This is a genomic window from Pseudarthrobacter raffinosi, from assembly GCF_023913735.1.
Taxonomy (GTDB): Bacteria; Actinomycetota; Actinomycetes; order Actinomycetales; family Micrococcaceae; genus Arthrobacter; species Arthrobacter raffinosi.
Map to the genome: position 1 here is coordinate 1 of NZ_JAMXBH010000032.1, position 20,902 is coordinate 20,902.

18 protein-coding genes and 3 pseudogenes are annotated in these 20,902 nt (G+C 65.6%); 15 read left to right on the forward strand and 6 right to left on the reverse strand.

The annotated features are described in order from the left end of the window. The 13 genes and pseudogenes from NG698_RS20575 to NG698_RS20635 all read left to right on the forward strand — a co-directional run. Window positions 1-1,089: pseudogene (locus tag NG698_RS20575) on the forward strand (dihydroxy-acid dehydratase domain-containing protein); the annotation flags it as partial. 499 nt (window positions 1,090-1,588) lie between these two features. Beyond that, window positions 1,589-1,729, forward strand: a pseudogene (locus tag NG698_RS20580) (recombinase family protein); the annotation flags it as partial. A gap of 105 nt (window positions 1,730-1,834) precedes the next feature. Next, complete coding sequence (locus NG698_RS20585) at window positions 1,835-2,476, forward strand: NADPH-dependent F420 reductase (protein ID WP_252603538.1); 642 nt, start codon at window positions 1,835-1,837, stop codon at window positions 2,474-2,476. 176 nt (window positions 2,477-2,652) lie between these two features. Further along, a complete protein-coding gene (locus tag NG698_RS20590) occupies window positions 2,653-3,282 on the forward strand; it encodes a hypothetical protein (protein WP_252612050.1) in 630 nt (209 codons plus the stop codon). Window positions 3,283-3,448: 166 nt separating this feature from the next. Next, window positions 3,449-3,625 carry a CsbD family protein gene (locus NG698_RS20595; protein WP_056340807.1) on the forward strand — a complete coding sequence of 59 codons (177 nt, stop codon included), beginning with the start codon at window positions 3,449-3,451 and terminating at the stop codon, window positions 3,623-3,625. Between the two features lie 224 nt (window positions 3,626-3,849). Further along, window positions 3,850-4,650: a hydroxypyruvate isomerase family protein gene (locus tag NG698_RS20600; RefSeq protein ID WP_252612052.1), complete on the forward strand. Its 801-nt coding sequence runs from the start codon at window positions 3,850-3,852 to the stop codon at window positions 4,648-4,650. After that, window positions 4,539-5,591, forward strand: a complete 1,053-nt coding sequence (locus tag NG698_RS20605) for a 2-hydroxy-3-oxopropionate reductase (RefSeq protein ID WP_256471303.1) — start codon at window positions 4,539-4,541, stop codon at window positions 5,589-5,591. The genes NG698_RS20600 and NG698_RS20605 overlap by 112 nt, the downstream gene beginning before the upstream one ends. A 163-nt stretch (window positions 5,592-5,754) precedes the next feature. Next, window positions 5,755-7,533: a glyoxylate carboligase gene (gene gcl / locus NG698_RS20610; RefSeq protein WP_252612056.1), complete on the forward strand. Its 1,779-nt coding sequence runs from the start codon at window positions 5,755-5,757 to the stop codon at window positions 7,531-7,533. 26 nt (window positions 7,534-7,559) lie between these two features. Next, window positions 7,560-8,747, forward strand: a complete 1,188-nt coding sequence (locus tag NG698_RS20615; RefSeq protein WP_252612088.1) for a glycerate kinase — start codon at window positions 7,560-7,562, stop codon at window positions 8,745-8,747. Beyond that, complete coding sequence (gene allB, locus NG698_RS20620) at window positions 8,740-10,101, forward strand: allantoinase AllB (RefSeq protein ID WP_058931181.1); 1,362 nt, start codon at window positions 8,740-8,742, stop codon at window positions 10,099-10,101. Before NG698_RS20615 ends, allB begins: the two co-directional genes overlap by 8 nt. A gap of 11 nt (window positions 10,102-10,112) precedes the next feature. Further along, window positions 10,113-10,841, forward strand: a complete 729-nt coding sequence (locus NG698_RS20625) for a winged helix-turn-helix domain-containing protein (RefSeq protein WP_252612058.1) — start codon at window positions 10,113-10,115, stop codon at window positions 10,839-10,841. Between the two features lie 68 nt (window positions 10,842-10,909). Then, window positions 10,910-11,377, forward strand: coding sequence for a thioredoxin-dependent thiol peroxidase (bcp, locus tag NG698_RS20630; protein WP_252603553.1), 468 nt, complete (start codon window positions 10,910-10,912; stop codon window positions 11,375-11,377). A gap of 179 nt (window positions 11,378-11,556) precedes the next feature. Further along, entirely contained in the window at window positions 11,557-12,630 is a 1,074-nt protein-coding gene (locus NG698_RS20635) for a DMT family transporter (protein WP_252603555.1), read from the forward strand. A 67-nt stretch (window positions 12,631-12,697) separates the two neighbouring features. Here NG698_RS20635 and NG698_RS20640 read toward each other — a convergent pair whose 3' ends face one another. Next, the gene (locus NG698_RS20640) at window positions 12,698-13,798 is read right to left on the reverse strand and encodes a D-TA family PLP-dependent enzyme (protein WP_252612060.1); all 1,101 of its coding nucleotides are present in this window, start codon (window positions 13,796-13,798) and stop codon (window positions 12,698-12,700) included. Window positions 13,799-13,885: 87 nt separating this feature from the next. Here NG698_RS20640 and NG698_RS21765 point away from each other — a divergent pair. Further along, window positions 13,886-14,209, forward strand: a pseudogene (locus NG698_RS21765) (cupin domain-containing protein); the annotation flags it as partial. A gap of 60 nt (window positions 14,210-14,269) precedes the next feature. On the opposite strand, the gene NG698_RS20645 reads toward NG698_RS21765, so the two are convergent. Genes NG698_RS20645 through NG698_RS20665 form a run of 5 tightly spaced genes read right to left on the reverse strand, consistent with a single transcriptional unit; the run spans window position 14,270 to window position 19,624 of the window. After that, window positions 14,270-15,211 carry a carbohydrate kinase family protein gene (locus NG698_RS20645; RefSeq protein WP_252612062.1) on the reverse strand — a complete coding sequence of 314 codons (942 nt, stop codon included), beginning with the start codon at window positions 15,209-15,211 and terminating at the stop codon, window positions 14,270-14,272. A gap of 2 nt (window positions 15,212-15,213) precedes the next feature. After that, window positions 15,214-16,272 carry an NAD(P)-dependent alcohol dehydrogenase gene (locus tag NG698_RS20650; protein WP_252612064.1) on the reverse strand — a complete coding sequence of 353 codons (1,059 nt, stop codon included), beginning with the start codon at window positions 16,270-16,272 and terminating at the stop codon, window positions 15,214-15,216. A gap of 35 nt (window positions 16,273-16,307) precedes the next feature. Beyond that, entirely contained in the window at window positions 16,308-17,249 is a 942-nt protein-coding gene (locus NG698_RS20655) for a carbohydrate ABC transporter permease (protein WP_252612066.1), read from the reverse strand. Further along, window positions 17,246-18,214: a carbohydrate ABC transporter permease gene (locus tag NG698_RS20660; RefSeq protein WP_252600514.1), complete on the reverse strand. Its 969-nt coding sequence runs from the start codon at window positions 18,212-18,214 to the stop codon at window positions 17,246-17,248. The genes NG698_RS20655 and NG698_RS20660 overlap by 4 nt, the downstream gene beginning before the upstream one ends. Window positions 18,215-18,274: 60 nt before the next feature. Next, window positions 18,275-19,624: an ABC transporter substrate-binding protein gene (locus NG698_RS20665; RefSeq protein WP_252612067.1), complete on the reverse strand. Its 1,350-nt coding sequence runs from the start codon at window positions 19,622-19,624 to the stop codon at window positions 18,275-18,277. A 275-nt stretch (window positions 19,625-19,899) separates the two neighbouring features. Here NG698_RS20665 and NG698_RS20670 point away from each other — a divergent pair, with 275 nt between their 5' ends. Continuing rightward, on the forward strand, window positions 19,900-20,823 hold the full coding sequence (locus NG698_RS20670) for an AraC family transcriptional regulator (protein WP_252612069.1): 924 nt from the start codon (window positions 19,900-19,902) through the stop codon (window positions 20,821-20,823). Window positions 20,824-20,902 lie beyond the last annotated feature (79 nt).

Genomic DNA, 20,902 nt, shown 5'->3' on the forward strand with positions numbered 1-20,902 from the left:
CGGCGGCATGTACACCGCCAACACCATGGCCTGCGTCGGCGAGGCACTGGGCATGTCGCTGCCCGGCTCGGCCGCCCCGCCCTCGGCAGACCGCCGTCGTGATCAGTTTGCGCGCAAGTCCGGCGAGGCAGTGGTCAACCTGCTCCGCCTTGGCATCACCGCCCGGGACATCATGACCAAAAAGGCGTTCGAGAATGCCATTGCCGTCACTATGGCATTCGGTGGCTCCACCAACGCCGTCCTGCACCTCCTGGCCATCGCCCGCGAAGCTGAAGTCGAGCTGAACCTGGAGGACTTCAACCGCATCGGCGACAAGATCCCGCACCTGGGCGACCTGAAGCCGTTCGGCCGCTACGTCATGACCGACGTCGACAGNGGATCGGCGGCGTGCCGGTCATCATGCGTGCACTGCTCGACGCCGGCCTGCTGCACGGTGACTGCCTCACCGTCACCGGCAAGACCGTGGCCGAAAACCTGGCGGCCATCAACCCGCCGGACCTGGACGGCAAGATCCTCCGTGCGCTGGACAACCCGATCCACAAGACCGGCGGCATCACCATCCTGCACGGCTCCATGGCGCCCGAAGGTGCCGTGGTCAAGAGCGCAGGGTTCGACGCCGACGTCTTCGAGGGCACCGCCCGGGTGTTCGAGCGCGAACAGGGCGCACTGGATGCGCTGGACAACGGCGCCATCCACAAGGGCGACGTGGTGGTGATCCGCTACGAAGGCCCGAAGGGTGGGCCGGGCATGCGCGAAATGCTCGCCATCACCGGCGCCATCAAGGGTGCCGGGCTGGGCAAGGATGTCCTGCTCCTGACCGACGGCCGCTTCTCAGGCGGCACCACCGGTCTCTGCATCGGCCACGTTGCACCGGAAGCGGTCGACGGCGGACCCATTGCCTTTGTCAAGGACGGGGACCGGATCCGCGTCGACATCGCAGCACGCAGCTTCGACCTGCTGGTTGACCAGGCAGAGCTGGATGCCAGGAAGGTTGACTGGGAGCCCCTGCCGGCCAAGTTCACCAAGGGCGTGCTCGCCAAGTACGCCAAGCTGGTGCACAGCGCCTCCACCGGCGCATACTGCGGGTAAATAACAGGCACCCATTTCCAGTGCACGGACGGTGACTTCACTGAGAATCAGCCGAGGACTCGTCGGCTACTACAGAATCATTCAAGACGACCGAGAGCAGCTCGGAACTTTCCGTTCCACTCATCGCACTACGACCCACCAGCACCGTGCATCCCCAGGTCCCGTGATCCTCTGGACACCCTTCCAGTAGGTCGGGCCTTCCAACGGACAGCGAAACCTGCGGCCGCGCGGGGCGGGCACTGCCTCTGTCGGCGGCGCACGTGGATCCTCGACATTTGCCCCACTCGGAAAAGTTCTCGCTCAGCCTCCGGATTGCGCGCACGGGAACCCCAACTGGGGACGAGTGCAGGGGACTTCAGAAATTCCGTGCAGACGACTTCTGAAAATGACACAATCGTACGAGTTCGTCCGCGGCCAGCGATTCTCGTAACTATGTCTCACAACCCTCTGGTTGAATCGCTGTATCCACCGCTAGCTACGAGACACGTCGGAGCAGTCCATGACGAAACTGATCGGTTATGCACGCGTTTCGACGCGGCAGCAGTCCACCGACCGGCAGTAGGCGGATCTTCTGGCCGCCGGCGTCCGACGCGATGACCTCTACGTTGATCACGGTGTGTCCGGGAACCGGCTCTCCCGCCAGAGAGAAACGTTGCTTCCCCCTTCCGTAGAGACTTAGCCTTGGCCTGCCGTCGCAGGGCGTAACGAACGAAATATCCCTGCGGGCGCCGGTGTTGCCCCGGATATGACAACCATCGGAATCATCGGCGCAGGACACATTGGCAGCCAGGTTGCCCGCAAAGCGGTGGAACTCGGCTACGACGTGGTGATCAGCAATTCCCGCGGCCCCGAAACGCTGGCCGCACTCGTGGCGGAACTGGGACCCCGTGCCCGGGCCGCGACGCCGGCCGAAGCAGCAGCGGCGGGCGATTGCGCCGTCGTGACCATTCCTTTCAGGAGCCTCGGCAGCATCCCCGTGGAGCCGCTCACGGGGAAGATCGTGATCGATACCGGCAACTACTACTGGAAGCGCGACGGCCATGTTCCGGCCCTCGACGCCGGCGAAACCACGTCCTCCGCGCTGGTGCAGGAACACCTGCCCACGTCCAAGGTGGCGAAGGGCTTCAACCACATCCGGTACAGCGAGATCACCACGGACGGCACGCCTCCCGGCACCCCGAACCGCCGCGCTCTGGCCACCGCGAGCGACAATGCCGAGGCCAGCGAGCTCGTGACGAAGCTATATGACGAGTTCGGCTTCGACACGGTGGACCTCGGCCCGCTCTCCGAGAGCTGGCGCGCGGAGCCGGGCCGTCCGGCGAATGTGGTGCGGCAGAACGCTGCTGAACTCAGCGAGACCCTGGCCAAGGCGCCGCGGACCGTCTGACGTTTGGCGGGCGGTGCCTGGTGCCGGCCTGCCTCTGGCGCCGAAATGCCACCCCACGCCATCGGCAAGGACGTAGCCCTCGCCCTGTTGCTCGGGCTCCTGGCGGGTTGCTTGGGCTGGCCCCGTGGCTGGTCACCGGCGCGCAGCTTCCTCTGCAGAACCTTTGGGGCGCGGGAGTGTTGCCGCAGCAGATGACCGTGTCGCTCCTGCCATTGAGCCAATACGAACTCACCACGCTCGTTGCGCTGATGACCGTGGGAGGGGCAGCCGCCGGCCTGGCAGTGCGGCTCTGGTCACCCGCTCGACGGCGGCTGGTTGCCTGGTGTGTGGCCGGCGGCGTTCTCGCGGTGCAGGCCACGGTGACGGTTCAGGCGTTTTCAGTGCTCGACGCCGGCTTGGCGGACGGAGCGATGTCAGGCGTCTATTTCGCCGGGCTGCTCGCAGGGGTGCTAGCCGCTATCGTCGCGGGCCTGGTGGCGCTCCTGCTCATTGCGGCGAAGTCCAGGGCTTTGACAGCCCTGGGTGTTGGTCTCGTCGCCGTGCCCTTTGGCTCGTGGGTCGGCGAGTGGGCGGGGAACCTGGCGGCTCTGTGGGTGGTTCCGGCGTTGTTCATCTCCGTCAATTACGTCCTGGGCACACGATTGCCGGAGCGGGACCCGCAGGAGATGGCCCTGATGATCCGGCAGATCCTGACGGCCACGCTCGGACCCGACGGCGGGGCCGGCCCGACCGTCCTCCTGGCATTGGCCATCGGGCTGGCAGGCGCGGCCGTCGGGGAATTAGCCCGCCGGCGTCGGCGTCGCTGAAGGCCGGACTCAGCCGCGAGGCCGGTACCAGAACTACCTCGATCCCCCGCATTCCCGCAGATCTTTTAGGCTGCCCACCGGTCCGTGGGGGCCATTCCTTTCTACAATTTAAGTGGCGGCATAGGCGGCAATCAGCCGAACCGGCCGCACCACAAGGAGGACCGCAATGGGTTTGGGTGACAGGATCCACAACGCCGCGGAGAGGCTCCACGGCAAGGGAAAGAAGGCCGCCGGTGAGGTCAGCGGCAACGACCGCATGAGGGCCGAAGGCAAGGCCCGCGCAGTTCGGGCCGACCTCAAGCAGGCGGGCGAAAAGATCAGGCACGCCTTCAAGCGGCACTAAGTACGATCAATCGAACGGGCGGCTCTGCCAAGAGTCGCCCGTTTCTTATGCCCGGACGGGAAGAGTTTGCTGTCCCAACCCCCTCCCAACCCGCCCCCTTGACTCCCGCCCTCACCTTCCCTAAACTTTTCATAAAGCAGAATCTAAATTCCACAAAGCGGAAACTCGATAAGGGTGAAGCAGCGGAGAAGATAGATCAAAGCCCCTCCTCGGAAGGACCTACGATGACGTACACAGTGAACTGCTCCATCCTCTTGACGGAGCTTCCCCTGCTCGAGCGTCCCGCAGCCGCGAAGGCTGCCGGTTTTGACGCCGTCGAGTTCTGGTGGCCCTTCGACACCTCCGTCCCTACGGACGCCCAGGTCACCGGGTTTGAGAACGCCATCAAGGACGCCGGCGTCCAGCTCACGGGCCTGAACTTCAACGCCGGCAATATGCCCGGCGGCGACCGCGGCCTCGTTTCCTGGCCCGCCCGCTCCACCGAATTCCTGGACAACATCGATGTCGTCGCAGGCATCGGCGAGCACCTCGGCTGCAAGGCCTTCAACGCCCTCTACGGCAACCGCATGGACGGCGAATCGGCCGAGAAGCAGGACGCCATCGGCGCCGAAAACCTCGCCGCCGCAGCTGCCGGCGTCGCAGGCATCGGCGGCACCGTCCTCTTCGAACCCGTCAGCGGCGCCGCCAAGTACCCGCTCCTCACGGCAGCGGACGCCCTCAAGGTGATCTCCCGCGTCAAGGCTGAATCCGGCGCAGAGAACATCAAGCTCCTCGCGGACTTCTACCACCTGGCAGTCAACGGCGACGACGTCGCAGCCGTCATCGAAAACCATGCCAAGGACTTCGGCCACATCCAGATTGCCGACAACCCCGGCCGCGGGGCTCCCGGAACCGGCGAGCTTCCCCTCGGCGAATGGATCGCCCGCAGCCGCGCACTCGGCTACGACGGCTACATCGGCCTCGAATACAAGGAACCGGCGGAAACCGCCTTCAGCTGGGCCATCCGCCAGCGCGCCAGCCGCTAGGTTTCGACAAGCTCAACCACCGGAATCAGCAACACCAACAGACTTTCAGTAAAGGAACCACAATGAGCAACGTTGCAGTCATCGGACTCGGAATCATGGGCCTGCCCATGGCCATCAACCTCGTCAAGGCCGGCCACACCGTCACCGGCTTCAACCGCAGCCAGGACAAGATCGACAAACTCGTCTCCGAAGGCGGCCGGGGTGCCACGAGCATCGCGGACGCTGTCAAGGACGCCGACGTCGTCATCACCATGGTGCCGGACTCCCCCGACGTCGAGGGCGTAGTCAGCGGCCCCGACGGCGTCTTCGCCAACGCGAAGAAGGGCGCCTTGTGGATCGACGCGTCCAGCATCCGCCCGGATGTCGCCAAGCGCCTCGCTGACGATGCAAAGGAAGCAGGCATCCGCCCCCTCGACGCCCCGGTCTCCGGCGGCGAACAGGGCGCCATCAACGCCGTTCTCTCCATCATGGTGGGCGGCGAGGCAGCCGACTTCGAGGCAGCACAGCCCGTCCTCACCGCCGTCGGCAAGACCATCGTCCATGTGGGCCCCTCCGGCTCCGGCCAGACCGTCAAGGCAGCCAACCAGCTGATCGTGGCCGTCAACATCCAGGTCCTCGGCGAAGCCATTGCCTTCCTTGAGGCCTACGGCGTGGACACCGACGCGGCCCTCAAGGTCCTCGGCGGCGGCCTGGCCGGCTCCAAGGTCCTCGACCAGAAGGGCCAGAAGATGCTCGACCGCAACTTCGACCCCGGTTTCCGCCTGGCCCTCCACCACAAGGACCTCGGCATCGTCACGTCGGCAGCCCGCGAAGCCAACGTCGCCGTCCCCCTCGGCGCCGTCGTCGCACAGCTCGTCGCCGCAACCGTCAACCAGGGCGACGGCGGTCTCGACCACTCCGGTCTCTTCAAGCAGGTCCTGCAGCTTTCCGGCCGCAAGTAGGTTTCGACAGGCTCAACCACCGGATCCGGTGACGGGGCACTTCGACACGGACACGCCGGCCGCCGTCGTAATCTACGACGCCGGCTCGCCCAAAGTGCCCCGCGATGGTTTCGCCGGGCCTCCCTTCAGCACACCCAAAAACAGACTTTTCAAGGAGTACACAATGACTAAGATGCGCACCGTTGACGCTGCCGTCGCGATCCTGGTGAAGGAAGGCGCCATCGAGGCGTTCGGCCTGCCAGGAGCGGCAATCAACCCGTTCTACTCGGCAATGCGGAAGAATGGCGGCGTCCGCCACACGCTGGCCCGCCACGTTGAAGGCGCCAGCCACATGGCAGACGGCTACTCCCGGGCCAAGGATGGCAACATCGGCATCTGCATCGGCACCTCGGGCCCTGCCGGCACCGACATGATCACCGGCCTGTACGCGGCCTGGGCGGATTCCATCCCCATGCTCTGCATCACCGGCCAGGCACCCGTGGCCAAGCTGCACAAGGAAGACTTCCAGGCCGTGGACATCCAGACCATCGCCGCCCCCGTCACCAAGATGGCCATGACCGTGATGGAACCCGGCCAGGTTCCGGGCGCCTTCCAGAAGGCTTTCCAGCTGATGCGCTCCGGCCGTCCGGGCCCGGTCCTGCTGGACCTGCCGTTCGACGTGCAGATGGCCGAGATCGAATTCGACATCGACGCCTACGAGCCCATCGTTGTCCAGAAGCCCACGGCCAGCCGCAACCAGCTGGAAAAGGCCCTGGACATGCTGACCGCAGCCGAGCGCCCGCTGATCGTGGCCGGTGGCGGCATCATCAACGCCGGCGCCTCCGCGCAGCTGGTGGAACTGGCCGAACTGCTGAATGTTCCGGTCATCCCCACCCTGATGGGCTGGGGCACCATCCCGGACGACCACGTGCTGATGGCCGGCATGGTGGGCCTGCAGACCAGCCACCGCTACGGCAACGAGACCATGCTGGCCTCCGACTTCGTCATCGGCATCGGCAACCGCTGGGCCAACCGCCACACCGGCGGCCTGGACACCTACACGGCCGGCCGCAAGTTTGTGCACATCGACATCGAGCCCACCCAGATCGGCCGCGTGTTCTCGCCGGACCTGGGCATAGCGTCCGACGCCGGTGCGGCGCTGGACGGGCTGATTGAGCTGGCACGCGAGCGCCAGGCAGCGAAGTCCCTGCCGGACTACTCCGGCTGGGTGTTCGAATGCACCGCACGTAAGGGCTCCCTGCAGCGCAAGACGCACTTCGAGAACGTGCCGATCAAGCCGCAGCGTGTGTACGAGGAAATGAACAAAGCGTTCGGCAAGGACACCACCTATGTGTCCACCATCGGCCTGTCGCAGATCGCCGGCGCACAGCTGCTACACGTTTTCGGCCCGCGCCAGTGGATCAACGCCGGCCAGGCAGGCCCCCTGGGCTGGACCGCCCCGGCCGCCCTGGGCGTGGTCCGTGGCAAGCCGGACGAGACCGTGGTCGCCCTGTCCGGTGACTACGACTTCCAGTTCATGATCGAAGAGCTGGCCGTGGGCGCGCAGTTCAACCTGCCGTACATCCACGTGGTGGTGAACAACTCCTACCTGGGCCTGATCCGGCAGTCGCAGCGCGGCTTCGAGATGGAACAGAACGTGTCCCTGGCGTTCGAGAACATCAACTCCCCCGAGACCAACGGCTACGGCGTGGACCACGTCAAGGTGGCCGAGGGCCTGGGCTGCAAGGCCATCCGCGTGGAAAACCCGGCAGACCTGCCGGCCGCGTTCGACAAGGCCAAGGCCCTGATGGGCGAGTTCAAGGTTCCCGTGGTGGTTGAAGTGATCCTGGAAAAGGTCACCAACATCTCCATGGGCGTTGAGATCAACGCCGTGAACGAGTTCGAGGAGCTGGCCGCCCGCGGCGCGGACGCCCCCACTTCGATCATCGCCCTGCTGGACTAAGTATGAAACTGAGAGGAGGTACCGGAATGCGTGTGGTCATCGCCCCGGACAAGTTCAAGGGTTCGCTGTCCGCCCCCGACGTCGCCAGCCGCCTGAGCGCGGGACTGCAGTCAGCTGTGGCGGGCCTTGAGACCACACTCATTCCGGTGGCCGACGGCGGCGAGGGAACCCTCGACGCCGCCGTCGGCTCCGGCTTCACCCGCCGGACCGCCACCGTCATCGGCCCGACGGGACAGCCGGTCCGGGCCGACTTCGCAGTCCGCGGCCGGGAAGCCGTGATCGAAATGGCCGCGGCTTCCGGTCTCGCACTGCTGCCCGCCGTCATCCACGGCGGCGGCCCGGACTCCGGAACCGCCACCACGGCCACGAGCCTGGGCACGGGCGAACTGATCCGCGCCGCCCTGGACCTGGGCTGCCGGCAGATCATCCTCGGCGTTGGCGGCAGTGCCAATACCGACGGCGGCGCCGGCGTCCTGCAGGGCCTCGGGGCCGTGTTCCTGGACGCCGAGGGCAACGAGCTCCCGGGCGGCGGGGCCGCCCTGGCACGCCTGGACCGGATCGATTTCTCCGGCCTGGACGTCCGGCTGGAGGATGCCCGCTTCACCCTGGCATCCGACGTCGACAATCCCCTGCTGGGGCCCAGCGGCGCCGCCGCGATCTTCGGACCGCAGAAGGGCGCGACCCCGAGTGACGTCGTCGCCCTCGACGCCGCCTTGGCGAACTTCGTCTCGGTCCTCGCCGGCGAGATCGGCATCCGAGCCGAGCGGGCCGCCGTCGCACCCGGCGCGGGCGCGGCCGGGGGCGTCGGCTATATTGCCATCGCGGCGCTGGCCGCGGCACGCAGGCCAGGCATCGACGTCGTGCTCGAATTCACTGAACTGGAGCAGCGGCTGGCCGGCGCGGACCTGGTGATCACCGGCGAAGGCAGCCTGGACGAGCAGAGCCTGCTCGGCAAGACGCCCATGGGTGTGGCCCGCGCCGCGGCTCGTGCCGGAATCCCTGTGATTGCCGTCTGCGGCCGCAGTACGCTGAGCCCGGAACAGCTTGCGGAAGCCGGGTTCACGGCGGTTCACGCCCTGACCGATTTTGAGTCCAATGTAGAGAAATGTATGGCCGAAGCAGGCCCCCTGCTTGAAGAATTAGGTAAGCACATCGGAGTGCACCTGCCTAAGAGTGCAGCGCGTACCGACACCAAGGAGAACATCCATGTCTGAAGAAACCACCCCGGCGGCCGGCGCGTTTGACCTGGTCATCCGCGGCCAGCGCATCCTCACCACCGCAGGCATCACCGCCCGTGAAGTAGGCATCCGCGGCGGCGTGATCGTCGCCATCGAGCCGTTCGGCAACGGCCTCACCGGCACGCAGGTCATTGACCTGGCGGACGACGAAACCCTCATCCCCGGCCTCGTGGACACGCACGTCCACGTCAACGAGCCTGGCCGTACCGAGTGGGAGGGCTTCGCCTCCGCCACTCGTGCAGCCGCCGCCGGCGGTGTCACCACCATCATCGACATGCCGCTGAACTCCATCCCGCCCACCACCACGGTGGAAGGCCTCAAGCTCAAGCGCGAGGTGGCCGAGGACCAGGCGTTTGTGGACGTTGGATTCTGGGGCGGCGCCGTACCGGGCAACAAGAAGGACCTCCGCGGCCTGCATGACGAGGGCGTGTTCGGATTCAAGTGCTTCCTGCTGCACTCCGGCGTGGACGAGTTCCCGCACCTCGAAGCGGACGAGATGGAGGAGGACATGGCCGAGCTCAAGTCCTTCGACTCCCTCATGATCGTCCACGCCGAGGACTCCCACGCGATCGACCGCGCCCCGCACCCCGGCGGCGACCACTACGAAACGTTCCTGGCCTCCCGCCCGCGCGGCGCCGAGAACAAGGCAATCGCCGAGGTCATCGAGCGCGCCCGCTGGACCGGCGCCCGCGCCCACATCCTGCACCTCTCGTCGTCGGACGCGTTGCCCATGATCGCGAGTGCAAAGCGCGACGGCGTCCACCTCACCGTGGAGACGTGCCCGCACTACCTCACCCTGATGGCCGAGGAAATCCCCGACGGCGCCACGGCGTACAAGTGCTGCCCGCCGATCCGTGAGGCCTCCAACCGCGAGCTGCTCTGGAAGGGCCTGCAGGACGGCACCATTGACTGCATCGTCTCGGACCATTCCCCCTCCACCCTGGACCTGAAGGACCTGGAAAACGGCGACTTCGCCGTGGCCTGGGGCGGCGTCTCCTCGCTGCAGCTGGGGCTGTCGCTGATCTGGACCGAGGCCCGGCACCGCGGCATCACCCTGGAACAGGTGGTTTCCTGGATGGCCGAGAAGCCCGCCGCTTTGGCCCGCCTGCACAACAAGGGCCAGCTGGCCCTCGGCTACGACGCTGACTTCTCCATCTTCGCGCCGGACGACGCGTTCGTTGTGGACGTCACGAAGCTCAAGCACAAGAACCCCATCACGCCCTACGACGGCAAGGCGCTCTCCGGCGTCGTCCGCAAAACGTTCCTTCGCGGCAACGAGATCGACGGCCGCACGCCCAGCGGCAAGCTGATCCGCCGCGGCGGCGTCTGAGGCGCAGCACGATGGCCGTCAACGTCCACGCCCCGTACCCGCGGCCGCGTACCGGCTCCCGGCCGGGCGCCCATCCCGGCGCCTGGCCGGGCCTCCAGCCAGGGCTTCAGCCGCGCGGCCTGGCGGTGTGGCTTCAGCCTTGTGAAGGCCAGGACATCGACCCGGCGGTCTGGGCCCAGGCGGCGAAGGCGGTCCTGGCACGTGCCCGCCGGCTTGCTCCCGAGGCCGAAGTCCACCTGTGGACCGCGGCCGGAACGTCCGGCGTCGAGGATTCGGACGCTTCCGAGGTTTCAGACGTTTCCGACGTTTCCGGCGGCGGCACTGGTGTTTCAGGAACCGCCGTTTCAGAAACGGCGCGCGACGCCGGACCCGGCCCCGCCGCCGCCGTCGACCCGCCAGTCTCCCTGGCCGGGCGGCGGAGCATCGTGGCAGTGGATCTGGCCGCGGACACCGTCCTTCTGGACGGCGCACCGGTCAGCTTCACCCACATGGAATTCAGCCTCCTGAGGTACCTCGTGGAAAACCAGTCGCGGACGATTCAACGTGAAGAACTGCAACGCGTCCTGGAATCCCTGGACTGCCCCGGCGCGGCATTCCGCTCCATCGACGTGTATGTTGGACGCGTCCGGCGCAAGCTGGGCTCGGCCCGCCACGCCATCGCCACGGTGCGCGGGGGCGGCTACCAGTTTGTGCCCGGACCGGGCAGCACGGTCCGCGGACCCGCGGAATACTGCATCTAGACAGTACGTTGCACCCATAGATTTGATCGCCGGCCACGGCGGTTGCCCCACAAGTCAAGGATCGAAACATGACCCAGAAACTCCTCGCCGGAACCCAGGCCCCCGATTTCGCCCTGCTCAACGCCGAAGGACATAAGGTCTCACTCTCGGATTACCGCGGACGCAACGTCATTGTGTACTTCTACCCGGAAGCCGCCACCCCCGGCTGCACCACCGAGGCCTGCGACTTCCGCGACAACCTCGCCAGCTTGCAGTCCTCGGGCTACGAGGTCCTGGGCATCTCCCCGGACGCGCCTGAGAAGCTGGCTGCCTTCACCGGCGACTTCGCCCTGACGTTCCCGCTGCTCTCCGACGAAGACCACGCCGTGGCGCTGGCCTACGGCGCCTGGGGCGAAAAACTCGTGAACGGCGAAGTGGTTGACGGCCTGGTCCGTTCCACCGTGGTACTCGACGCCGAAGGCAAAGTCACGCTCACCCAGTACCAGATCAAGGCCCAGGGCCACGTCGCAGCGCTCAAGGCAGAGCTCGGCCTCTAGGGACTCACCGGACATTCAGGTGAAGCGGGATTCCGCGGTGATAAAATTCAGCGTCCCCCTGACGTAGCGGACGATCCATCACATCTGCCTTCGGGGGAACACCTTCACCATGCTGCACACCCGCCACCGCGTCGGACACGAGATACTTCCGGCCACCGCCTTCCCGGCAGCCTTCTAGGATGCGCTCGGCTGTTAGTGCCGGTGCGGTTCCGCAGCTCAGATCGGCAGCACGCGTACTGGCCGCGGGCATCCCGCTGGCCGTCACCGCAGGCTTGACCCTGCCACTGCAGGCCCGGATCAACGGCGAGCTGGGGCAACGACTGCAGGATCCGCTGCTGGCAGGGTTGTTCAGCTTCGGCGGTGCCGCCCTGATCATGGCTGCCGCCACACTGGTCCTCCCCAGCGGCCGCGCCGCCTTCGTGAAACTCCTCTCCGGCACCCGTGAGGGCACCATCCCCTGGTACTTCCATGCCGCCGGCGTCATCGGCGCGTACTTTATCTTTGCCCAGACCAGCTTTGTCGCAGGCGTCGGGATCGCCATTTATACGGTGGCTGTGGTGACCGGCCAGACGGTCAGCGGGCTGGCCGTGGACCGCATCGGGCTGGGTCCCGGCGGCAAACGGGCCATTACGGCGCTGCGGGTGCTCGGTGTGCTGCTCACGGTGGGCGCGGTGTTCTGGGCGGTGTCGCCCCGGCTCTCCGGCGTGCCGGATCCCGCGGCAATGCTGGTCCCGCTCGCACTGGTTGTCCTGGCCGGGATCCTGATGACGTTCCAGCACGCGGTAAATGGCAAGATCGCCGCACAGGTTCGGTCGCCGATTCCGGGGACCCTGATTAACTATGTGGTCGGCAGTCTCGGGCTGGCGCTGATCTGGGTGCTGAAACTCGCCCTTACCGAGGGGATACCCACGCTGCCGGCCGAGCCCTGGCTCTACACCGGCGGAGCGCTGGGCTGCATTAACCTGGTCCTGAGCGCCCAGCTGATCCGGCATATCGGCGTGCTGCTGACCGGGCTGAGCATGATCGCCGGTCAGCTGATCGGCGCACTGCTCATGGACTGGCTGCTGCCAGTGGCCGGCAGCGCCATCTATCCGCAAACCGTGTTCGGCACCCTGCTCACACTCGCCGCGATCGTCGTGGCCGCACTGCCCGGATCAGCACTGCGGAAGTTCTGGCAGCCCGGATCCGGGCTGCGCCGATCCCGTCTGCGCCGATCCCGTCTGCGCCGATCCCGTCAGCGCCGCCTGCCCTAGCGATCCTTGGGCAGATCCCTGCTGCGCCCTCGCCCAAGGCCTGTCCACCGTGAGGCCTTCCAGGGGTTTATTTGTTTCGTCCGCGTGCGGCCACGTGCCAGCGGTCCACGATTTCGCCGCCGCTGATCACGGTGACGTCGTCGACGAGGTTCATGGCAATGCAGACGTGATTGGGGACCACACGCAGCCGGTCTCCGAGAGCGGGCAGCGTTGCCTCCGCTGGCCATACAACGGTGGCGTGGTGTTCTGACAGTGCGGTGATTCGGGCTTCCGGGTGGTCAAGGAGCCGCCCGAAGCCGGTGGTCCAGCCAGGCCGGTCCCCGCCGAGGATTTTACTGCCTGAGTCCAGGATGACCCTTCGCGGTATGAGGTCGGTGCCTTCATGGCGGCTGACGACTGTTGCCGCGACGGTCAGTGCGATGTCTTCGACCGCACAGCGTTCCAGTTCCAGCTGTTGGGCGTCCCCGAAAACGTACACGCCGGGCCGGACTTCCGTGGCTCCGGAGTTGCCGGCGGTGAGGGTGGCGGTGGGTGTGGAGCCGCCGCTGCGGTGGGTGATGGGGAAACCTCCCGCGGTGAGCAAATCGGCGGCTTTGCCGAGGGCCAACCGTTCCTCGTCCGCAGCCTTCAGCGGCATGCCGGGGGCATAGCTGTGCCCTGGGAACGTGAAAATGCCCGTGACGCGCAGCCCACCCCGCGCTGCGGCCTGGGCGACGCCGACGACGGCGTCGGGTGCGATCCCGCTGCGGTGATGGCCGCTGTCGATCTCCAGCACCACTTCAATCTCACCAACGGCATATCCCAGCGACGCGGCCATGGTTTCGGCTGCTTCCCGTGAGTCCAGACCTACCGCGATCCTGGCTTTTGCTGCAAGGCGCTGGAGCCGTTCAGCCTGTCGGGGACCGACCCAGAGTGGATACGCGATGAAGATATCCTTGGCTCCGTGCTCTGCAAAGACTTCGGCCTCTCCGAGGGTGGCCACAGTCAGTCCTATGGCTCCGGCTGCCAGCTGCATTTCAGCGATTTCGGGCACTTTGTGCGTCTTGACGTGTGGCCGAAGGTGCAGGCCCTTGGCCTGGACGGCCGTTGCCATGCGGTCGATATTTCGCTGGAGCACGTCCCGGTCGATGATGATCTCAGGTGTGTCGATTTCCTCTGGGATGGTCATCTTTACACTCTACGTGGAATGAGTCATCGCATACTCTATGTATACAACACGTAGTTCCACGAACCGCTCGTTGGCTGGCAGAAGACGAACGGCGACGCCGACCGCGGAATTTGGGAACAGATACTCGCTGCGGACCCGACTAGCGGAGACTCAACCCTGCTCCAACGCTATTCGCCCGGTGCCGACACCATAGCCAGCGGTGTGATCGTCCACGACTACTGGGAAGAAGTCATGATTCTCTCTGGAGAACTCACTGATGTGAGTCTCGGGAGGACTTTCACACCCGGCATGTACGCCTGCCGCCCACCTGGCATGCGTCACGGACCCTACCTCAGCGGCGCCGGCTGCAGCATGCTCGTTGTTGTTCGGCCTTCCCCGGAACCCGGCGCGAACGGACACTTGGGGCCCTAGCCGAACGGACGCACGACGGCGGGACCTCCTTGAGTTCGTCCGCTTCCGCCTGATGCCGCGTCAGGAAGGCAACGGAACAGACAGCAGACCGAGTTCAGCCGAGTGGGGTGGGTTTGCCCCCGGCCTGGAGCAGGTGATCGCCGCGGCGCGGTTAGCGTAGGCGGCGAGCGCGTGCAGTTCATCGCGGGATAGGCTCTGGAGCCCGTCCCGCGCGCGGGCCCCGAGCGCTGCGAGCTGGTCCAGACCGGAGATGAGCGCGGCCATGAAGGAGTCGCCGGCGCCCACGGTGTCTGCCACGGAGACGGGTTCGGCTGCCATTTCCGCCCTCCCCTGGCGGGCAAGAATGACCGGGCCTGATGCGCCGCGCGTCAGGGCTACGAGTGCCGGTCCGAGTTCAAGCCAGGCTGCCAGGCTTTCCTCCGGCGTCCGGTGCGGATAGAGCCAGGCGAGGTCCTCATCGCTGGCCTTGACGATGTCGCTCACGGCGACGAAACGCTCCGCCTGCGTGCGGGCCGCGGCCACATCGGGGCAAATCGCCGGCCGACAGTTGGGGTCGAAACTGGTCGTCGCCCGGTCACGGGCGGCCTCCAGCAGTCCAAGCGTGGCCTGGTCACCGGGCGCCAGGACGGCCGCGATCGATCCCGTGTGGACGTGGGTGGAACCTTGGACCGCGGCCAAGGCCGGAAGCGACGCCCCATTGATGTCCCAGCTGATGTTGAAGGCATAGATGGCCGCCCCATCCGGACCGAGCGTGGCGGTCGCCGTTGACGTGGGCGAACTGCCGCCCCGGATCACACTGACGCCATTGGCCTTCAGGTGCCCCTCGATCATGTCCCCATGCGGATCACCGGCATAGTGCGTCACAAGGTTCGTCGCCAAGCCCAGCCGTGCCACGCCCACAGCCACGTTGAGGGGACTACCTCCCGGGTGGGCCTGGACCTCCCCCGGCCGGCGGGGGTCCCTGATGATGTCCACGAGCGATTCGCCGATGACGGTGATCATGTTCAACGGCCCGGGTAGACGACGGCTTTGAGCTGGCCGGCCTGCTTGCCCGCTTTCAGGGCTTCTTCGGACTCGGCAAGGGTGAACTTTCCGGTCACGAGGATGTCCAGGTCCACTTTTCCATCCGCGATCAGTTGGATCGCCAGCGGCCAGGTGTTGGTGTAGCGGAACACGCCGGAGAGCCAGATTTCCCGGTTCTGGATGAACGAAACAGGGAGTTCGACGTCGTCCGCCCCGAGCCCCACCAGGATCACCCTGCCGGCCGGCCCAACGGCTTTGATCCCGGAACGGACTGCCTGCGGTGCGCCGGAAGCGTCAATGAACGCATCGACGTCGAGCCCTTCCACACTGTCCGTTATCGCGTTGAGCGCGTGCGTTGCGCCGTGTTCCAAAGCGAATGCGAGCCGGTCCTCGGCGATGTCCGTGATGTAGATTTCACTCGCCCCAAAGGCGCGTGCGGCCTGCGCGGCGATGATGCCGATAGGGCCGGCGCCGGCGATCAGCACCCGGCTTCCGGGCTTGATCTGGGCCCGTTCGCAGGCCCAGAGTCCAACCGACAACGGCTCAATGAGGGCGGCGGCCTCGTCGCTCACATTGTCCGGAATGTCATAGGCGAAATCGGACTGGATGGTGACGTACTCAGCAAACGCGCCATCGATCGGCGGGGTGGCGTAGAACTCGATGTCCGGGCACAGGTTGTAGCGGCCGGCTTTGCACTGCCTGCATTTACGGCAGGGGCGCTGAGGCTCAACCGCCACCCGCTGTCCGACCCGGGCGGGATCCACTTCGCTGCCGACGGCGGCGATCCTGCCGGAGAGCTCGTGGCCGAGAATCAGCGGGTGGTCCACCACGTAGTCGCCGATCCGGCCGTGCTCGTAGTAGTGGACATCGCTGCCGCAAACGCCGACGGCGGCAACCTGCACCAGGACCTGGTCGGCCTCGAGCCGGGGAACGTCCAGGGTTTCCATTGCCATGTCCCCTTTGCGCTTAAGGACGGAGGCGCGCATGGTTGCCGGCACATCCGTACCGAGCGCAGGGGACTGTGCGGTTGGTGTTGTCATGGAAAGGCATCCTTAAGAATCGGGCGGGAAGACGGTTACTTGACGGCGCCGAGTGAGAGGCCCTGGACCAGCTTGTCCTGGGCGGCGAAGCCTGCGAAGAGGACGGGCAGGGAGATTACGACGGCGGCGGCGCAGACTTTGGCGAGGAAGAGTCCTTGGCTGGAGACGAAGCCGGTGAGGAAGACCGGGGCTGTTCCGGCCATGACGCCGGTGAGGACGCGGGCCAGGAGGAGTTCGTTCCAGCTGAAGATGAAGCAGATCAGGGCTGTGGCGGCGATGCCGGGCATGGCCACGGGGGCGACGATCTTGCGGAGGGTCAGCAGCAGCCCGGCGCCGTCGATCTGTGAGGCTTCAAGCATTTCCACCGGCACTTCGGCCAGGAAGGAACGCATCATCCAGACCGCGATGGGCAGGTTCATGGAGGTGTACATCAGGACCAGGAACCAGATGTTGTCCAACGCTCCTGCCATCTTGGCGAACAGGAACAGCGGCAGGATGGCGGCCACCACGGGCATCATCTTGGTGGAGAGGAAGAAGAACATCACGTCTGTCCACTTCTTGACCGGCCGGATGGACAGCGCGTAGGCGGCCGGGATGGCGAGCACCAGGACCAGCACGGTGGAGCAGATGGAGGCTGTGGCTGAGTTGATCGGCGGCGGCCAGGGGCTGACGCCTGAGCTGGCGCCGAAGAACTCCTGGTAGGCGTCCAGCGTGATGTCGGCCGCGAGAGAGGGCGGATTGGTGGCGGCGTCGACCTCGGAGTGGAAGGAGGTCAGGATCATCCACAGGACCGGCGCGGCGAAGAGCAGGGCCAGGATCCAGGCGGCGACACCGGCGGCTGTGTTGTTGCGGGTCGGGTCCATCCGGGACTTGCCGCGGCGTCGTGATCCGGTGTTCCGGGCCGTCGGACGATGTCTTGTGTTGCGGGGTGTGTTGCGGGGTGTGTTGCGGGGTGCGGCAGGAGTGAGGGCGCTCATCGTGCTGCCTCCTTCTTGAAGAGCGAGAAAACGGTTCGCAGCGCAAAGGTGGCCACGATGATGGTGCCGATGACCACCACGACGCCGGCCGCTGATGCCAGGCCGTATTCGTTGGCGAAGTAGAACGTCTGGTAGACGGCGTAGGGCAGGTTGGCGGTGCCCAGGCCGCCGGAGGTGAGGGTGAAGACGGCGTCGAAGTTCTGCACGATGTAGATCGCGCCGAGCAGGCCGCCGAGCTCCAGGTACTGGCGCAGGTGCGGCAGTGTCAGGTGCGTAAAGATGTTCCAGGGGCTGGCGCCGTCCATCTGGGCTGCTTCCACCGTGTCCATGGGACGTGACTGCAGGCCCGCGAGCAGGATCAGCATCATAAACGGCGTCCATTGCCAGACCAGGGACAGGATGACAGCCATCAGCGGGGCCTGGGACAGGAGGTCCGGCTGGGGCGGGGTGTCGCTGCCGAACAGGGACCAGATCCAGGTGAGGATGCCGTTGATCAGGCCGTAGGTCGGGTTCAGGAGTGCGTGCTTCCAGACGAGGGCGGCTGCTACCGGCACCACGAGGAACGGTGCGATCAGCAGGGTGCGGGCCAGGCCGCGGCCGATGAACTTCTTGTCCAGCAGCAGCGCGAGTCCCAGGCCGATGACCAGGGACGCCAGGACCACCGAGACGGTCAGGACGATGGTGGTGAAGATCGCCTGGCGCAGGTCAGCGTTGGTGAGGACCTCGATGTAGTTGCTGAATCCTGCGAAGCCGGTCTGGTCCGGGCGGAGGCTGTTCCAGTTCAGGAACGAGATGAACAGGCTCACCACGAACGGCAGCTGGGTGACGATGATGAGGAAAATCAGGGCCGGCAGCAGCGGTGCTCTCCGTGCCCACGCCATGGCACGTTCGCGTGATTTGGCGTTCTTGGAAGGTTTGGCTGCACTGTTCCCGGTCCGGGAGACGCGCGCTGTTGCGGAAGTCATGATGTTCTCCTGGGGTTCCGTGGCCCGCCGGGGCGGGCCACGGAACCGGTTGGTAGGTGGTTACTTCTGGTACTTGTCGCCGATTTTCTGTGCCGCTTCCTGGCCCTTGGCCAGTGCGTCGGCCACTGAGCCCTGACCGGCGATGGCGGAGCTCACACCCTGGGAAACCGTGGTGCCCAGATCCGCGAACTCCGGAATGCCCACGAACTGGATGCCTACGACGGGCCGTTCCTGGAGGCCAGGGTTCTTCGGGTCGGCGTTCTCGATGGCGGAGCGCTCAGCCTCGAAGAACGGGGCGGCCTTCTGGAATTCGGCGTTCTCGTAGGTGGAGATGCGCTTGCCGGACGGAACCTTGGCCCAGCCAAGCTTTTCGGCGACCAGTTCCTCGTATTTCTTGGAGCTGGCCCAGGCGATGAACTTGCCCGCCGCGTCCTGCTTCTTGGAAGCAGCCTGCACGCCCCAGGACCAGGTCCACAGCCAACCCGAGGACTTTGTCTCCTTGACCGGGGCCTGCACGTAGCCGATCTTGCCCTTAACCGGGGAGGAATCGGCCTCGAGCGAACCGGCAGCCGAGGTGGCGTCGTACCACATGGCCACCTTGCTCTGGCTCATGTTGTTCAGGCATTCGGTGAACCCTGCCTGTGCGGCACCGGCCTCGCCATGCTTGCGCACCAGGTCCACGTAGAACTCGGTGGCCGCGGTGAACTCCGGAGAGTTGACCTGGGCATTCCAGTCCTTGTCGAACCAGGTGCCACCAAAGGTGTTCACGACGGTGGTCAGCGGTGCGAAGACCTGGCCCCAGCCCGGCTGACCGCGAAGGCAGATGCCTTTCATACCGGCCTCGGCGCCGTCGGCCTGGGCTGCGAGTGCCGCCACCTCATCCCACGTCGGGTTCTCCGAGATCTTCAGGCCCTTGGCCTCAAAAACATCCTTCCGGTACATCAGGAAAGAGGACTCGCCGTAGAACGGTTCACCGTACAGCTTGCCGTCCTTGCCCGTCAGGGAAGCCGTGTAGGCGGGGAGGATGTCGTCCTGGTTGAACTCGGCATCCTTGGCGACGTTGTCCAGGGGCGCCAGCCACCCGTTGGCCGAGTAGAACGGAATCTCGTAGTTGGACAGCGACGCGACATCGTACTGCCCGGCCTGGCTGGAGAACTCCTGGCTGATCTTTGCGCGGACATCGTTCTCCGGCAGGATCGTGTAGTTGACCTTGATGCCGGTGTCCTTGGTGAAGTTGTCCGCAGTCAGCTTTTGCAGGTCCTCCATCTGCGGATTGTTCACCATCAGGACGTTGATGCTGTTCTGGTCACCGGCGGTGCTTCCGCCGCCGGCGCCCGAACAGGCTGAGGCAGAAAGTGCGATACACAGGGCACCTGCGGCGAGAGTTGCGGCGCGAATTTTCGGGCGCATTAAGGACTCCTTTGTTCTTCATGGTGTGCGCAGTCGCAGCACCCCGACTGCTGTGTCGAAGTACCGGACTGGAGCGAGGCGAAAGATCGGGAATCCGACGTGCCGCGCTGTTGTTCCTCAACATTAGGCCTGTGGGACAGGGCACAACTAGCGTCGTGGTTGCTACTTTCCGATACTAATTTTCCCTAACCACCCTCCGGGATAGGCGCTAATCTGAGGGAAGGCGCCAACGGCGCTGTCCATATTTCATGAACTCGGATGCCTGGAGAACCACTATGAGCGCTGCAGATACCGGCGACGGGGCATCGGCCAGGCTTGCCGAAAGGCTGCTGGGGATGCGGGCCAGCCGGGAGGTCATCCCGGCGGACCCGCACCATTCGGTCCGGTGGCACGAGCATGACTACCCCACCGCGGCGGCCCGCTGGAATTACCACCCCGAGTACGAGATCCACCTGATCAGGAAAGGCACCGGCAAGTTCATTGTCGGGGACCACATCGGCACGTTCGAGGCCGGGCATGTGTCCCTGGTGGGATCAGGACTACCCCACGACTGGGTCAGCGACCTCGAGCCCGGGGAGGTCATTGCCGGCAGGGACGCCCTGATCCAGTTCGATGGAAAGTGGGTGGAGCAGACCGCGGCCCTCGTCCCAGAGCTGGCCGAAATCGAACCCCTGCTGGAACAGTCCGCACGCGGCATCGAGTTTCTCGGGAGCACGGCCCTGTCTGCGGCCGCATCCATCGAAGCGATGGGCACCGCCACCGGGCTGGGGCGTCTGTACCACCTGCTGGAACTCTTTGCCATCCTTGCGCGCTCACCGCAGGAGGACCGGCGCTACCTCGCTGACGAATGGTTCAGGCCGCAGCTGGACGGCCAGGCCGCGGCGGTGGTGGACATCGTCCTGGAGTACGCGTTCGGCAATCACGCCGACAGCGTCAAAATGTCCGAGGCGGCGGCCCTGGTGGGAATGTCCGAACCGACCTTCTCGAAATACTTCAAGCGCGCCACCGGTCAGAACTTCAGCGATCTGGTCCGCAAACTCCGGCTGGCCCATGCACGGCGGCTGCTCGAGCGCAGCGACAAGCCAATTTCGGACATTTGCTACGAAGTCGGGTTCTCCAACCTTTCCAACTTCAACCGGCATTTCCTGAACGACGCCGGCGAAACGCCCCGGAGCTACCGCCAACGAATGCAGGGGTGACCCACACCCAACGTGCGCTAAGCGGTGGGCGAGCTAGAGTGAAAGCCCACTTCGAGGAGGCCATACACGTCGAAATACG

Excerpts from the sequence above, each read along its gene's own strand:
- NG698_RS20585 (WP_252603538.1), top strand. The coding sequence starts at position 1,835 with ATGACAACCATCGGAATCATCGGCGCAGGACACATTGGCAGCCAGGTT.
- NG698_RS20595 (WP_056340807.1), top strand. The coding sequence starts at position 3,449 with ATGGGTTTGGGTGACAGGATCCACAACGCCGCGGAGAGGCTCCACGGC.
- NG698_RS20600 (WP_252612052.1), top strand. The coding sequence starts at position 3,850 with ATGACGTACACAGTGAACTGCTCCATCCTCTTGACGGAGCTTCCCCTG.
- NG698_RS20605 (WP_256471303.1), top strand. The coding sequence starts at position 4,539 with ATGGATCGCCCGCAGCCGCGCACTCGGCTACGACGGCTACATCGGCCT.
- gcl (WP_252612056.1), top strand. The coding sequence starts at position 5,755 with ATGACTAAGATGCGCACCGTTGACGCTGCCGTCGCGATCCTGGTGAAG.
- NG698_RS20615 (WP_252612088.1), top strand. The coding sequence starts at position 7,560 with ATGCGTGTGGTCATCGCCCCGGACAAGTTCAAGGGTTCGCTGTCCGCC.
- allB (WP_058931181.1), top strand. The coding sequence starts at position 8,740 with ATGTCTGAAGAAACCACCCCGGCGGCCGGCGCGTTTGACCTGGTCATC.
- NG698_RS20625 (WP_252612058.1), top strand. The coding sequence starts at position 10,113 with ATGGCCGTCAACGTCCACGCCCCGTACCCGCGGCCGCGTACCGGCTCC.
- bcp (WP_252603553.1), top strand. The coding sequence starts at position 10,910 with ATGACCCAGAAACTCCTCGCCGGAACCCAGGCCCCCGATTTCGCCCTG.
- NG698_RS20635 (WP_252603555.1), top strand. The coding sequence starts at position 11,557 with ATGCGCTCGGCTGTTAGTGCCGGTGCGGTTCCGCAGCTCAGATCGGCA.
- NG698_RS20640 (WP_252612060.1), bottom strand. The coding sequence starts at position 13,798 with ATGACCATCCCAGAGGAAATCGACACACCTGAGATCATCATCGACCGG.
- NG698_RS20645 (WP_252612062.1), bottom strand. The coding sequence starts at position 15,211 with ATGATCACCGTCATCGGCGAATCGCTCGTGGACATCATCAGGGACCCC.
- NG698_RS20650 (WP_252612064.1), bottom strand. The coding sequence starts at position 16,272 with ATGACAACACCAACCGCACAGTCCCCTGCGCTCGGTACGGATGTGCCG.
- NG698_RS20655 (WP_252612066.1), bottom strand. The coding sequence starts at position 17,249 with ATGAGCGCCCTCACTCCTGCCGCACCCCGCAACACACCCCGCAACACA.
- NG698_RS20660 (WP_252600514.1), bottom strand. The coding sequence starts at position 18,214 with ATGACTTCCGCAACAGCGCGCGTCTCCCGGACCGGGAACAGTGCAGCC.
- NG698_RS20665 (WP_252612067.1), bottom strand. The coding sequence starts at position 19,624 with ATGCGCCCGAAAATTCGCGCCGCAACTCTCGCCGCAGGTGCCCTGTGT.
- NG698_RS20670 (WP_252612069.1), top strand. The coding sequence starts at position 19,900 with ATGAGCGCTGCAGATACCGGCGACGGGGCATCGGCCAGGCTTGCCGAA.